Raw genomic sequence first — 12,980 nt, 5'->3', positions numbered from 1 at the left:
CGAGCCGCCCAGCGACGTTCGAACCATGTCTGTATGTCTTAACATAGTTTCCACGCCCTGAGAAGTGGATCACATCATTTTCCCCTCGACACCGGTATATCTCTCAGTTGTTCAACTATTCAGAATCTGAGATGATTGGTCCGGCGATCCACGTCGAGAAGGGAGTGCCACCATGTCCGACGAGCCCGAGCGGGACAGCGAGCAACGCGCGGCTCCGTTGTCGTTCGTCCAGTTGTTCTTCGACGCGACGGTCGACACCACGTCGCCGGGACACCTCCCCGACGACGGACCCGACGACGCGGGCACATCGCCCCTGCGCTGATCAGCGATGCGCGAGCCCTGCGTAGAACGCGAGATGAGCGGCCGCGGCGTCGTCCCAACTCGTGCGGGCAGCCAGTGCGCGCCCGGCAGCGGCACGGTCGTCCGACGTCAGAGCGTCCTCGAGTGCGGCAGCCGTCCCCTCCGCGTCGCCGCCGTAGCGCACCGCGTCCCCGAACACCTCGCGGAACACGGGGAGATCCCGCACCACGACGGGAACCGAGGCGGCGAGAGCCTCCATCGCGGCCAGCCCGAAGCCTTCCTTGGTGGAGAGGAACGCGAATGCCGACGCGCCCGCGACGAGAGACGGGAGCACGTCGTGGTCGACGGTGCCGAGCACCCGCGGTACGGGCCCCTCGTCGCCTGTCGACCGACCGGCCTCCGGCCTGCCCGCCAGTTCCGCGAGTCGGGTGTCGAACTCCGCCCGGTACCCCCGGTAGTCGAACAACGTCTCACCGCCGGCGAACACCAGACCCACGTCCGGACACCGCTCTCGAAGCGCGGCGTGGGCCTCGAGCAGGTCGATGCTCCCCTTGCGCGGCTCGATGCCACCGACCGCGAGGACGTATCGGCCGAGACGGGTGCGCCACTCGTCGCCGCGTGCCGCCGCGAACCGAGCATGGTCGACCCCGTTGGGGATGACCGTCGGCGACAGCCCCCATCCCGCACGCACCTCGTCGGCCACGGCGCGCGAGACACAGATGCGGGCGAGGGGCTCGACGACCGCGCGCTCGTGGCAGGCGGCGAGTTCCGGTGTCGTGAACTCCTCGAGGTGGTGGATCGTGCGGACACAGCGTCCGACGGCGTTCGCGGTGATGCAGTCCTGGGCATGCACGACGTCGGCGTCACCCGGGTCGAATGCACTGCGCATCAGTGCTATCGACCGCAGGATGCGATCCCCCACCGACTCGTCCTCGCGCGCCGGGAACGGAACGAGACGAACCGTCACCGCGGGATCGATCGCACGGTAGAAGCCCTCGTCGCCGCCGCGCGCCAGGGACCACACCGTCACGTCCGCTCCCGCGCGCGCCAGTGCTTCCGCCAGTTCGACGGTGTGGACCACTCCCCCTCGCGGTTTCGTCGAGTAGGTCAGGAGGGCGACACGCACGTGGTCTCCTTCGATGCCTGTGAGTGGTAGGTGTCCGGTCGTCGTTCGTCGAGGTGACGCAGCACCCGACGGGCCCGGTCCACCTCCGCGTCCACGTCGATGTCGCAGCACGCCAGGCCACCCTTGTCTCGCGTCCGGCACAGGACCTCGCCGCCGGGACCGACGATCTTCGCCTGCCCGAGGAAGCGCAGAGATCCCGTCACCCCCGTGTGATTGGACGACAGCAGCACCACCTGATTCTCGGCTGCCCGGGCGGCGTCGTAGAGGTCGAACAGGCGAGACTGTCTGTCGTTGGCCAACTTCGACGCCCTGTCCGTCACACTGGCCGGCCACGCCGACAGCGCAGCGATGATGCGCGCACCGTCCAGAGCCAAGGTGCGCGCCGCCTCGGGGAATGTCTTGTCGTAATCGATCAGCATGCCCATCCTGCCCACCGGCGTGTCGAACGCCGAGAACCGATCTCCCGCCGCATAGGCCAACGACTCCCCCGCCGGTTGGTGCACCTTTCGATGACGACCCAACACACCGTCGCCCGTGAGGCACACGGCGGCGTTGTAACGGACCAGGGCCGCCCTCTCGGTGTAGCCCACGCACACGGTCATCGCACCGGCCGCAGCAGCGATCACCGCGAGCTCGGGTCCGTCCTCGTCGAGCGCCGGCGGCAGCTCCTCGAGATCGGGCCGCGCGAGATCACCGAGGTAACCGCCGAGGCAGGCGTCGGGCAGGACCAACAGGTCGATGCCCCGCTGATGGCCCTGCTCGATGATGCCCACGATCTTCTCGACGGACCGCTCGACGTCACGGCCGAAGTGTCCCGCGAGCGCCGCCGCCCGGATCGGCGCCATCTCGCGGTCAGACCGCCGCGGGCACGCGGGCGCCGACCGCCGGGGACATCTGCTCCGCGAGGTACTCCGCATCCCGTGCCACCGCCGCGAATCGGCCCGAGCCCCAGGTGTTCTGCCATGGCAGACCCAGGAAGTACAGGCCCTCCGCCGCGGTCACACCGCGGGTGTGAGCCGGGTGGCCCTCACCGTCGAACACCCCGACCTTCAGCCAGCGGTAGTCCCGGCGGAAGCCGACGGCCCACACGACGGACGTGACGCCCGCCGCCTCGAGATCGAGCTCGGTGGGTTCCGACTCGGGCCGCCAGACCGGTGTGTATCGCTCCTCGACGGGAGCGTCGAGTCCCGCCCTGGTGATGTAGGCGTCGATGTCGTTCTTGATGCCCTCCGACACCGCGTCCGCCGCGTCGAGTGACTGCTCGAGAGTCGGCGCGAAACGCAGGACACCGTCCGAACCGACGTCGGTCAACCGCCCGTACAGCCGCATCCCGTCCAGCGCGAAGGCACGCAGGTCGATGTCGCGTCCGCCGTCCCGCCCGGTCACGTAGTGGTTCGTGCTCTCCCGCTTGGAGAGTCCGCCGGCGTGTTCGGAGATCGACACGTCGTACACCCCCATGTCCTGCAGCCACGCGACGCAGTCCCGTCCGCGGTAGAAGCGGGCGACACGAGGCGCGGACCCCGCGACGAGGTGCACCTGCCTGCCCTCGAGGTGCAGATCCTCGGCGATCTGCGCGCCGGACTGCCCGGTACCGACCACCAGGACCCCACCCGGAGGAAGCGCCGCCGCGCTGCGGTACCCCGACGAGTGGATCTGCGTGATCGTCTCCGGCACTCGCTCGGCGAGGCGTGGAATCGACGGGACGTGGTAGCCACCGACGGCCACCACGACCTGATCCGCGGTCATCGACCCGGCGGAGGTCGACACGACGTGGCCGCCGCCGGGTGCCTGCTGCACCGACAGCACCGCGACGTGTTCGCGGACCGGAGCGCCGAACGAGTCGGCGTAGCGCCGCACGAAGTCGTACACCAGGTCTCGGGTCATGAATCCGTCGGGATCGTCGCCGTCGTAGGCGTACCCGGGCAGGACGCACTGCCAGTTCGGTGTCACCAGGGTGAAGTTGTCCCACCGCCCGTCCAGCCACTCGTGGGCGATGGTGTCCCGTTCGAGGACGACATGGTCGACACCGCGTCGGGTCAGGTGCCAGCTCATGGACAGCCCCGCCTGGCCCGCGCCGATCACGATCACGGTGTGATGCTCGGTCATCGCGCTCCTCCCAGGTCGAGCACGTGCACGGTGCCGCGGTCGAACGCCGCTGCGGTGGTCTCGATCTCGCGCAGAGTCGCCGCTGCCGAGGTACACGCGAAGCCGTACTTGGCCCGCACCCGGTCACTGGCCTCGGTGAGCGCGAGTCGACTGCGCTGCACGAAGTCGGCGATCTCGTAGCGCGTCCCGACCGTGAGATGGTCACGGACGACGAGTGACGGTGAGTAGCACTGTTGGCGGCACCCGTTGGGCCACTGGACGGTGAAGGTCATCTCAGGCACGGCTCATCACCCGGTCCACCCGTGACATGCTGTCGCCGTCGACGAGGGTCCCGTACACGGACGGACGGCGGTCCCGCAGGTTGTACATGCCACCTCCGCGAGCCGCCGCGATCGCCTTCTGCACATCGAGAGTCGCTGTCGCCAGGCCGGGTTCGACGCCCGTGCCGGCGAGGATCTCCCCTCCCGGACCGACGATCTTGGCGCTGCACACGAAGTCCAGCGACCCGAAGGACCCCGCCTGATTGGACGCGATCCACACGACCTGGTTCTCCAGTGCTCGCGCCTGGTCGTAGATGTCGAAGCGCAGCTTCCATCTATCGTCGGCCATGTTCGGAGCACGACCCGTTCGCGAGGTCGGCCATGCCGACAGCGAGGTGATGATCTCGGCGCCGTCGAGTGCGATCTCCCGCGCCGCCTCGGGGAACGCCTTGTCGTAACAGATCTGCATGCCCATCCGGCCGACCGGGGTGTCGAAGGCGCGGTACTCGGAACCCGCCGAGTAGCAGAGGTTCTCGCCCAGCGGCTGGTGCACCTTGCGGTACGAGCCCAGCACCCCGTCACCGTGCACCGTCACCGCGGCGTTGTACCGCGTGAGACCGTCCGCCTCACAGAACCCGAAGGTCACCACCATGTCCCCGGCCATCGCCGACACTCGCGCGATCTCCGGACCGTCCAGCTCGAGGGCCGGCGGCAGGTTCTGCAGCCGGGTGCGGCGCTTCTCCTCCGACTCGTCTCCGCCTCCCAGACTCGGGAGGTAGCCCCCGAGGCACGCCTCCGGCAGGACCAGCAGCGCGCTGCCGCGTCGCCGTGCTTCCGCGATGGTGCGCTCGATGGTGGCGTACGACTCGTCCATGTCGCGGCCGAAGCGCTCGGACGCCACCGAGAGAGTTACGTCGTTCATGCTGGTCCCAATCCTGTGACTGCGGCGGAGACCGCCGAGGTGGTGGCGCCGTCGGGCCACCGCAAGGTGACTCCCGGCTCCGAGGTGAGGCGGCCGCAAGCGGCCGATGTCGCCGGACCGGCCGGCGGGAGCCGACGTCCGGGGCGGTCCGCGGTGATCATCGCGAACCCGGGGAAGCACGTGATCCATCGGCCGAGGTCGGCACCGCCGGGTCGGGGTATGCGGGCGACGTCGATCTCGGCGCCCGTACCTGATGCCTCGGCCAGCATGCCGACGGTGCCCGCGAGCCCCGCCATGCTGACGTCCTTCGCCGCACGAGGAGCTGCCCGGGCCACGAACGAGCCCATCTCGCGGAGGTCCGACCCGGAGCGTGCGGAGGTCGAATCCCACTGCAGGCCGTGGTAACCGGGTCGCCAGCCGCCCCCGAGGTCGGCGGTGAGACTCAGCTCGTCACCGACCTCACCGCCGCCCGCACGCACCGGCGACGACGTCCGTCCGAGTGCCGTGACCGACAGCGCCGCCGGCACACCCACCTGGGTGTGGCCGCCGAGCACGGGAACCCCCCACGCGTCACCGGCGCGGGCGAGGCCCCGGATCACGCGGGTGAGGAGCGACGTCGTCGGAGCGCCGACGGCGTCCAGCATGCCCACCGGGGTCGCACCCATGGCGGACAGATCGTTCAGATTCACCAGGGCGGCACACCATCCGGCCCACTCCGGGTCGCGCTCGACCATGGACGGCACGATGGCGTCGCACGCGGCGATGATGTCGGAGCCGGGCACCGGCACTCCGTCGTCGCCTCGGAAACCACTCGCCCCCAAACCCATTGGCGCAGTGGCCAGGGGCGCCAGCACAGTTGCGAGCACGGCCTTGGTCGACCGGACGAGACGTGCCACCGTGTCGATGGTCCAGCGCATCGTCTCGTGCGGGGCGCCGGCCAGCACGGTGGGGCCGGTGGCGGTCCACCCGAGCGCCGTGAACATCGGGACGTGGCGAGACTGCACGGTGGCGTCGAACCGCACCACCCCGGCCGTCTCCACATGAGCGCAGGCGGCTCGGATCAGAGCGGGTCCCACTGCGCGACTACGCTTCTCCCGCGCGACGACGAGGCGGCTGCCCGACCACCATCCCAGGTCGACGTCCGTGCAGGGAGCCACCCGGACCCCGCCGAGGACGGTGCCGTCGGGGGCGGTCGCGAGAAGGACGACCGCGCGCGGATCGTCGTCGACGCCGTCCCGGTCGGTACCCGAGAACAAGCCCTGCTCGACGACGAACGACTCGCGTCGAAGACGGTGATAGGCGGCGAGATCGGCCGCCGACTCGGCCGGCCGGACGAGGAACGGGGCAGCGCCGACGGTGGGTGCCCCGGTGAGGATCGACAGTTCGGTGCTCATGTCAGCCACCCATCGTCTGCAGGACGCTGCACGCACCACACGCTGCGCACCCGGCCTTCTGGTCGGTCCCCAGCATCTCCGCGTCCACCAGTGCCGCGGCCACCCGAGTGCTCACGTCCGTCAACAGCTCGGCGGACGGCGCCCCGGCCCCGTCGACGTCCACCGCGAGGGTCCCCGGGTGTGGCCGGAACGGGACGACGAAGGGATAGACCCCCATCGCGATCAGCTCGGTGGCGCCGCGAACCACCTCGTCCGGGTCCTCGCCGAGCCCGACCAGCAGATACGTCGACACCTGGTTGCGTCCGAAGACACGCACCGCCTCCGCCCATGCCGCGCGGTACTCGTCGAGCGAGACCGACGCCTTGCCCGGCATCCAGCGGCGCCGCACGTCCTCGTCCAGGGACTCGACGTGGATACCGATGGACCGTGCGCCGGCGTCGTACAACTCGGTGAGGGTCGCGAGATCACCGGGCGGTTCGCACTGCACCTGGATCGGCAGGTCGGGGAGCACGGCGCGCACCGCGCGGACGCAGCGTGCCAGGTGCAACGCCCCGCGATCTCGGCCCGCCGAGGTCCCGGTCGTCATGACCATCTGGGTGATGCCGTCGAGTCGCACCGCCGCCTCGGCCACGGCGGCGAGATCGGCGGGCTTCTTCACCGCCACGGTGGCGCCGCTGCGCAACGACTCCTCGATGGAGCAGAACCGACACCGTTGCGACTCGTCGTAGCGAATGCAGGTCTGGACCACGGTCGTGGCCAGCACCCCCTTGCCGTGGAGCTTGGCGAGCTTCTCGTAGGGCACACCGTCGTCGGTGGTGAGGTCGTAGAAGGCCGGCCGGGCGATGGCGGCGATGTCCAGTCCGATGTCGTCCCCGTCGAACAGCACCCGATCGCCGTCCAGGACGTAGGGGCTCGACGGATTGCGGGGCAGCGCTGCACCGAGTCCGTCGATGCTCACGTGGCCGTCGTCGCTCGGTCCCGCACCCGCGGTGCGGCGCACCGGTGGGGTCCCACGGATGCCGAGCAGGGCCAGATCGACCCGGTGGTTCCTGGTCTTCAGTCGAACGTCGGACATCGCCGTCTCACCTCAGACCATGTACGTGGAGTTGATGATCGCGCCCTTGCGGGCGTAGTGGATCAACGCGTCCTGCACGTCCAGCGGGTGCGCGGGCACGACGCCCTCGATGAGGTCTTCCTCGCGGCCGCCGTGCAGCGCGAGCCCGAATCGGCAACAGAACACGGTGCCGCCCTCCGAGATGAACGTCGCGAGAGCGTCGTTGATGTTCTGCTCGCCGGGGAAACCGGAGTCTCCGGTGGTGGGGAAGCCGCGGGTCGCCAGGCAGTTGATGGCACCGGGACCGTAGAAGTACATCGCCGACTCGTAGCCCTTGCGCAGAGCGCGCGTCGCCTGCAGCACGGCGACGAAGCTCACCGACGACTCGTGGGCGATGCCGTGCACGAGGGTGAAGTACGACTCGCCGTCCTCCGCCTTGTAGTCCGGGAAGATCTTGGTTCCGCCGTAGATGTTGCTGCCCTTGGGGAGTGACGGGTGCGGGATCTCGGCGAGTGAGGCGGACATGTTGTCGAGGATGGTCTGATCGAACGCGGCCACGGGAACCTCCGGAAGATGAGTGAGCGAGTACTCGGGTGCGGAGACGTCCGTCCCGCTGACACCAGTACAGGCCCGCTCGATGTCCGGATGGTCACCCGCGGAACAACGCCCTGTTTCGTCCTGCTCACTCGCGTAACCCCGGCGACACACCGCCGCGTTACCGTCGGAGTGTGGTCGACGCCTCGGGTGCCCGGCGCCTCCTCGCACTCGCGCACGTCGCGTCGCGAGTCGAGGCAGGCCCACCCGTGCCGCCGGCGACGAGAGTGACCGTGCACTTCCATCCCGATCGGCTCGTGGCCGGCCGACCATTGCTCGAGGTGCTGATCGAGGAGAACCTGTACCGATCGCAGTTCGTCACCGGCACGAGCAACGGCGGGTTCGATCCTGCGCCCGGCGGTCGTCGCCACGCATGGGAGTCCCGGATGTTCGGTGGGGCGTACGACCACGGCCCGGCATCGGAGCGCCCGATCTACGGCTCGCTGAATCACCGCCTGGAGCCCGCGGGCGGATCGGTGCGCTTCGGCTCCTCCCACCTGGTGCTCCGCGGAGACGTGCTCCCCGGGACGACCTTCTGCTACCCCGATTCCGTCCACGAGCCGACAGCCTTCGGCACTGGTGAGCGCATGCCACTCGTCGAGACGGCACTCTCCCACCACGACGTCGACGTGCTCGACGACTACATCGAGGCCCATGTCCACGGACCGCTACGACTCGACACCGATGTCGAGGCACTCGTTCTCGACCCGTCGTTCCGCGGGACCGAGCTGGACGCGATCGCACGCCGGGCACCCGTTCCGGTGCGGTGGCACCACGGGTTCGAGCTGACATCGAGTCGGTTCGATCACTGCGCCGACTACCGCGGACCACACATCGCCGACCTCGCACGGTCCGTGGCGAGAGACGGGCGTCTCACCGCGTACATCGTCGGTCAGGCCGCGAACACCGGTGAGCACGACGATCAGCACGTCAAACAGCTCTGGCACTGCGTCGCGCGCTTCGGACACGACTGGTCCGACCGTCCGGGGGCCGCAACCTCACCTGCCGAGGGACGAATCGGACGGGGATAAACTGGGCTCACCATGCTCACACCCATCACGGTCGCCCTCTACGTGCTGCCACTCGTCGCCGCGGTCTGGGCACTGGTGAAGCTGATCCGCAATCAGGCGCTGCTCCTCGCGAACCGCGGAGACCGCGTGTTCTTCCGGTTCCTCGTCGGCATCGAGCTGCTCGTGCTCGCGCAGGCCGTGGTCGGTTTCGTCGCCCTGGCCACCACCGACCGCGATGTGCACACCGTCACCTTCGGCGCGTACCTCATCGGTCTCGCACTGCTGCTGCCCATCGGTGTGTGGTGGTCTCTCGGGGACCGCAGTCGCGGCGGCACCGCCGTCCTGATCGTCGTCACCCTCACCCTCGCGGTGATGGTGCTGCGTCTGAACCAGATCTGGGCCGGCCATGCCTGACACCGCACGCACGGACCTGCAGACGGCCACCCGGTCCGGCATCGGGCGCGTCCTCATCGCCCTCTACGCCCTGTTCTCCGTCGCCGCCGCGTCGCGCTCGGCGGTGCAGATCGGGACCCGGTTCGACGACGCACCTGTCGCGTACCTGCTGTCCGCGTTCGCCGCCCTGGTCTACATCGTCGGCACCGTGTGTCTCGCACGAGCCTCCGTGGTGTCGCGCCGCATCGCGACCATCTCCTGCGTCGTCGAGATAGTCGGTGTGCTCGCCGTCTCGATCGCCAGTTACGCCGTGCCGCAGGAGTTCCCGGAGCCCACGGTATGGTCGCACTTCGGATCGGGCTACCTGTTCATCCCGGTGATCCTGCCGATCGCGGCGCTGTGGTGGCTGCGCCGGACGGACACCGGTAGGGCGGGGAAGGGCTGATTCGTCCACGCTGCGGCCACACGAACGAGCCTCCTCGCAGTGGGTACGGAATCACGCGTGACGTCTGGCCACCCGATCCGCACGCACGGTGGCGGCCACCAGGATCACAGCTTGCACCGCGAGACCTGCGGCGGGAACCGAAACCACCGCGGGCCCGATGTCGGCCTCGGTGATCGACGCGATCAGCCAGAGCGTGCTCGTCAGAACGACGACCACGACAGCGATGACACCGACGGCGAGAAAGTGCGCCGCGGCAGCTCGATGACCGGCTCGCCAGGCATCGCGGGACGCCGTCGTCGCCTTCGTGCGCAATCCCACGGCCGAATTCACGTCCACGTTCGTGCCCGGCGTCCGCATCACGAGCGACAGGGACCCGAGGAGAACCACCCCGACGAGAAGTGACAGCACCGGAGCAGGTTCCACGAACTACCCCAGCTTCGCCAGGTTGGTCACACTCGTGCGCACGTCCGACTCCAGCACCTTCGCGACGACCCCGCCGATCGGGCCGGACAGCAACCCGCCGCGGAAGTTCGCGTCGAGGGTGAACTCAGATCCGGCGCCCTTCGGCGCGACGGACATCTTCAGATCGATCTTGATGCCGCCCTTACCTTTGCCGAGCAGCGCGATCTCGTAGGGCTTGTCGTACTCGGTGATCGTCCAGGTGATCACGTTGCGGAAACCCTTGACCTTGATCAGCGAATCGATGGTGACGCCTTCCTTCAACGTGTCCGGCACGGGACTGCGCCATCCACCGAAGATGGTCATCCACTCCTGGAAGCTGGACAGATCGGACGCCCTGGCCCACGCCTCGTCCGGTGTCATCGTCGAATCCACCGTCACGTTCACTCCGGCCACGCGGCCCTCGCTTCCTGCCTCGTCGGTCCCGCGCGCGGGTCCTGCCACCGAGCGTGGCACCGCTCTCGAACATACCCAGCTCGCGAAGCACGCAATCTATCCTGAACCCATGGCATCGCTGGAGGTCGCGGGGCGACAGATCGCCCTGACCAACGTCGACAAGGTGCTGTGGCCGGAGACGGGCACCACCAAGGGCGAGGTGATCGACTACTACGTCGACATCGCGCCCGCGATGCTCCCCCACCTTCTCGGACGCCCGGTCACGCGGAAGCGATGGCCGAACGGGGTCCAGGCAGGCTCGTTCTTCGAGAAGAACCTCGCCGCGTCGGCTCCGGACTGGCTCGATCGACGACGTCTGCACCACTCGGACCGCGTCGTGGTCTACCCCGTCTTCCACACCGCCGCCGATCTCGCGTGGCTGGGACAGCAGGCTGCGCTGGAAGCCCATGTGCCGCAATGGACTTTCGACGGCGACGAGCAGGGCAAAGCCACCCGCATCGTCTTCGATCTCGATCCGGGCGAGGGCGTCGACCTCGACACCTGCGCGACCGTGGCCTGTGAGGTACGAGCGATGATCACCGACATCGGGCTCACCGCCCACCCCCTCACCAGTGGTAGCAAAGGCATACACCTGTACGTCCCGCTGGAGAAGCCGGTCTCGTCGTCCGGTGCCTCGACCGTCGCGAAACGCGTTGCGACGCTTCTCGAGGAGAAGATGCCCGATCTGGTCACCGCATCGATGTCGAAGGCTCTGCGGCCCGGGAAGATCTTCCTGGACTGGAGTCAGAACAACGGCAAGAAGACCACCATCGCGCCGTACTCGCTGCGCGGACGCGACCGCCCGACCGTCGCGGCTCCGCGGACGTGGGACGAGCTCTCCGGCGGCGGTCTCGCCCAACTGAGCTTCGAGGAGGTGCTCGCTCGCTTCCACCGGGACGGCGATCTGCTCGCCGGCCTCGATCCGGAGCCGGAGGCGTCAACGACCACCGACAGCCTCGGTCCGTACCGCGGCAAGCGGACTGCCTCGCGCACACCGGAACCCGTCCCGACGGCATCGACGACTCGGGAATCCGCGGACCCGATCTTCGTCATCCAGGAACACCACGCACGTCGCCTCCACTACGACTTCCGACTCGAGCGCGACGGCGTGCTGGTCTCGTGGGCGGTCCCGAAGAATCTGCCGACGGACGAGAAGAAGAACCATTTCGCCGTGCACACCGAGGACCATCCGATGGACTACGCATCCTTCGAGGGGACCATCCCGCAGGGCGAGTACGGCGGCGGCGAGGTCAGCGTCTGGGATCACGGCACCTTCATCACCGAGAAGTGGCGGGACGACGAGGTCATCGTCGAACTCGCGGGTGAGCGCGTCGCGGGCCGGTACGCACTGATCCGGACCGACCGGGACCAGTGGCTCGTGCACCGGATGACATCGCGCCCCCAGCCGACACGCACGGAACTGCCCCAGCACCTGCGGCCGATGCTGGCGTCCGCCGGAACGCTGTCCGGACTCGAAGCCGACGAGTGGTCGTTCGAGGGGAAGTGGGACGGCGTCCGCATCGTCGCGACCCTCGACCACGGGGACGTCGTGCTCGAGAGTCGGACCGGACAGGACCTCACGCGCCGCTACGCGGGGATCACGGCGCTCGCCGCGGATCTGTCCGACCATGCGGTCGTACTGGACGGTGAGGCCGTGGTCTACCGCGCGGACGGAGTCACCAGCTTCCAGGCACTGCAGGACGCGCATCCCGACGACGTGCAGTTCATCTGCTTCGACATCCTCCACCTCGACGGCACGGATCTGACGGGCAAGAAGTTCACCGACCGGCGCAAGATCCTCGAACTGCTCCTGACCGGCCTCGAGACGGCGACCGTCTCGCCGCTCCTGCCCGGCACAGCGGCGGGAGCACTGTCCGAGAGCGAACGCCGCGGGTGGGAGGGCATCGTCGCGAAGCGGCGGGACTCGACCTACGAGGTGGGCCGACGCAGCACCTCGTGGATCAAGGTGAAGAACTGGCGGACGCAGGAGGTGGTCATCGGCGGATGGCGCGCCGGCAAGGGTTCCCGCACCGGGAGCATCGGGTCGCTCCTGCTCGGCATCCCGTCGGAGAACGGACTGCACTACGTCGGGCGCGTCGGCACCGGGTTCACCGAGCGCCAGCGCGCGGACCTGCTGACACTGCTGCGCCCCAGCGTCGTCGACGAGTCACCGTTCGACGAACCTCTCCCCACCGCCGACCGCCGCGATGCGACGTGGGTGGCCCCCACCGTCGTCGGCGAGGTGCGGTTCTTCGAGTGGACGGACGGCGGCTCGTTGCGCCATCCGAGCTGGCGGGGCCTGCGTGAGGACAAGACCGTCGAGGACGTTCACCGCGAGGACTGAGCGCTCCCACTCGAGTGGGCAAAGTTTGGACCTTACACAAGAACCCTCGAATACGGTTGTCGCCGTCGTGTCGCTTGCTTACGGTTCGATCACGGGGCCGGGGCGCCGTTTCCCGAGTGGAACCGTGCGCTCGGGCAG

At 68.8% G+C, this 12,980-nt stretch carries 15 protein-coding genes; 5 read left to right on the top strand and 10 right to left on the bottom strand.

The features are described 5' to 3' along the window. Positions 1-172: 172 nt before the first annotated feature. The gene (locus OHB23_RS05400; RefSeq protein WP_155957046.1) at positions 173-322 is read left to right on the top strand and encodes a hypothetical protein; all 150 of its coding nucleotides are present in this window, start codon (positions 173-175) and stop codon (positions 320-322) included. On the opposite strand, the gene OHB23_RS05395 is transcribed toward OHB23_RS05400, so the two are convergent. Genes OHB23_RS05395 through OHB23_RS05360 form a run of 8 tightly spaced genes read right to left on the bottom strand, consistent with a single transcriptional unit; the run spans position 323 to position 7,720 of the window. Next, complete coding sequence (locus tag OHB23_RS05395; protein WP_027506097.1) at positions 323-1,426, bottom strand: MSMEG_0565 family glycosyltransferase; 1,104 nt, start codon at positions 1,424-1,426, stop codon at positions 323-325. Beyond that, a complete protein-coding gene (locus OHB23_RS05390; RefSeq protein ID WP_056441078.1) occupies positions 1,408-2,271 on the bottom strand; it encodes a carbon-nitrogen hydrolase family protein in 864 nt (287 codons plus the stop codon). The genes OHB23_RS05395 and OHB23_RS05390 overlap by 19 nt, the downstream gene beginning before the upstream one ends. A 7-nt stretch (positions 2,272-2,278) precedes the next feature. Further along, entirely contained in the window at positions 2,279-3,532 is a 1,254-nt protein-coding gene (locus OHB23_RS05385; protein WP_037185980.1) for an MSMEG_0569 family flavin-dependent oxidoreductase, read from the bottom strand. Further along, the gene (locus OHB23_RS05380) at positions 3,529-3,813 is read right to left on the bottom strand and encodes an MSMEG_0570 family nitrogen starvation response protein (RefSeq protein WP_056441075.1); all 285 of its coding nucleotides are present in this window, start codon (positions 3,811-3,813) and stop codon (positions 3,529-3,531) included. Before OHB23_RS05380 ends, OHB23_RS05385 begins: the two co-directional genes overlap by 4 nt. After that, complete coding sequence (locus OHB23_RS05375; protein ID WP_037185976.1) at positions 3,806-4,714, bottom strand: carbon-nitrogen hydrolase family protein; 909 nt, start codon at positions 4,712-4,714, stop codon at positions 3,806-3,808. The genes OHB23_RS05380 and OHB23_RS05375 overlap by 8 nt, the downstream gene beginning before the upstream one ends. Next, complete coding sequence (locus tag OHB23_RS05370) at positions 4,711-6,108, bottom strand: MSMEG_0567/sll0787 family protein (protein ID WP_328811034.1); 1,398 nt, start codon at positions 6,106-6,108, stop codon at positions 4,711-4,713. Before OHB23_RS05370 ends, OHB23_RS05375 begins: the two co-directional genes overlap by 4 nt. 1 nt (position 6,109) lies before the next feature. Next, positions 6,110-7,183 carry an MSMEG_0568 family radical SAM protein gene (locus tag OHB23_RS05365; RefSeq protein ID WP_056441066.1) on the bottom strand — a complete coding sequence of 358 codons (1,074 nt, stop codon included), beginning with the start codon at positions 7,181-7,183 and terminating at the stop codon, positions 6,110-6,112. Between the two features lie 12 nt (positions 7,184-7,195). After that, positions 7,196-7,720, bottom strand: a complete 525-nt coding sequence (locus OHB23_RS05360; protein ID WP_027506093.1) for an MSMEG_0572/Sll0783 family nitrogen starvation response protein — start codon at positions 7,718-7,720, stop codon at positions 7,196-7,198. A gap of 170 nt (positions 7,721-7,890) precedes the next feature. Here OHB23_RS05360 and OHB23_RS05355 point away from each other — a divergent pair, with 170 nt between their 5' ends. The 3 genes from OHB23_RS05355 to OHB23_RS05345 are packed head-to-tail and all read left to right on the top strand — an operon-like array spanning position 7,891 to position 9,604. After that, on the top strand, positions 7,891-8,787 hold the full coding sequence (locus OHB23_RS05355; protein WP_328811033.1) for a DUF3626 domain-containing protein: 897 nt from the start codon (positions 7,891-7,893) through the stop codon (positions 8,785-8,787). A gap of 12 nt (positions 8,788-8,799) precedes the next feature. After that, positions 8,800-9,180 carry a hypothetical protein gene (locus tag OHB23_RS05350; RefSeq protein ID WP_027506091.1) on the top strand — a complete coding sequence of 127 codons (381 nt, stop codon included), beginning with the start codon at positions 8,800-8,802 and terminating at the stop codon, positions 9,178-9,180. Further along, the gene (locus OHB23_RS05345; RefSeq protein ID WP_027506090.1) at positions 9,173-9,604 is read left to right on the top strand and encodes a hypothetical protein; all 432 of its coding nucleotides are present in this window, start codon (positions 9,173-9,175) and stop codon (positions 9,602-9,604) included. Before OHB23_RS05350 ends, OHB23_RS05345 begins: the two co-directional genes overlap by 8 nt. A gap of 51 nt (positions 9,605-9,655) precedes the next feature. Here OHB23_RS05345 and OHB23_RS05340 read toward each other — a convergent pair whose 3' ends face one another. After that, positions 9,656-10,027 carry an SdpI family protein gene (locus tag OHB23_RS05340; protein WP_155957045.1) on the bottom strand — a complete coding sequence of 124 codons (372 nt, stop codon included), beginning with the start codon at positions 10,025-10,027 and terminating at the stop codon, positions 9,656-9,658. Between the two features lie 3 nt (positions 10,028-10,030). After that, on the bottom strand, positions 10,031-10,459 hold the full coding sequence (locus OHB23_RS05335; protein WP_056442173.1) for a type II toxin-antitoxin system Rv0910 family toxin: 429 nt from the start codon (positions 10,457-10,459) through the stop codon (positions 10,031-10,033). Positions 10,460-10,568: 109 nt separating this feature from the next. Between OHB23_RS05335 and OHB23_RS05330 the strand changes: the two genes are divergently transcribed. Beyond that, complete coding sequence (locus tag OHB23_RS05330) at positions 10,569-12,842, top strand: ATP-dependent DNA ligase (RefSeq protein ID WP_328811032.1); 2,274 nt, start codon at positions 10,569-10,571, stop codon at positions 12,840-12,842. Positions 12,843-12,980 lie beyond the last annotated feature (138 nt).

The sequence above is a fragment of the Rhodococcus sp. NBC_00294 genome (assembly GCF_036163995.1).
In the GTDB taxonomy this organism is placed as follows: Bacteria; Actinomycetota; Actinomycetes; order Mycobacteriales; family Mycobacteriaceae; genus Rhodococcoides.
The sequence above is the reverse complement of the archived record's forward strand: the minus strand, read 5'-3'. Positions and strand labels throughout refer to the sequence as shown.

What these genes read in the sequence shown, in the direction of transcription:
- OHB23_RS05400 (WP_155957046.1), top strand. Translation starts at nt 173, where the DNA reads ATGTCCGACGAGCCCGAGCGGGACAGCGAGCAACGCGCGGCTCCGTTG.
- OHB23_RS05385 (WP_037185980.1), bottom strand. Translation starts at nt 3,532, where the DNA reads ATGACCGAGCATCACACCGTGATCGTGATCGGCGCGGGCCAGGCGGGG.
- OHB23_RS05345 (WP_027506090.1), top strand. Translation starts at nt 9,173, where the DNA reads ATGCCTGACACCGCACGCACGGACCTGCAGACGGCCACCCGGTCCGGC.
- OHB23_RS05365 (WP_056441066.1), bottom strand. Translation starts at nt 7,183, where the DNA reads ATGTCCGACGTTCGACTGAAGACCAGGAACCACCGGGTCGATCTGGCC.
- OHB23_RS05350 (WP_027506091.1), top strand. Translation starts at nt 8,800, where the DNA reads ATGCTCACACCCATCACGGTCGCCCTCTACGTGCTGCCACTCGTCGCC.
- OHB23_RS05375 (WP_037185976.1), bottom strand. Translation starts at nt 4,714, where the DNA reads ATGAACGACGTAACTCTCTCGGTGGCGTCCGAGCGCTTCGGCCGCGAC.
- OHB23_RS05330 (WP_328811032.1), top strand. Translation starts at nt 10,569, where the DNA reads ATGGCATCGCTGGAGGTCGCGGGGCGACAGATCGCCCTGACCAACGTC.
- OHB23_RS05390 (WP_056441078.1), bottom strand. Translation starts at nt 2,271, where the DNA reads ATGGCGCCGATCCGGGCGGCGGCGCTCGCGGGACACTTCGGCCGTGAC.
- OHB23_RS05370 (WP_328811034.1), bottom strand. Translation starts at nt 6,108, where the DNA reads ATGAGCACCGAACTGTCGATCCTCACCGGGGCACCCACCGTCGGCGCT.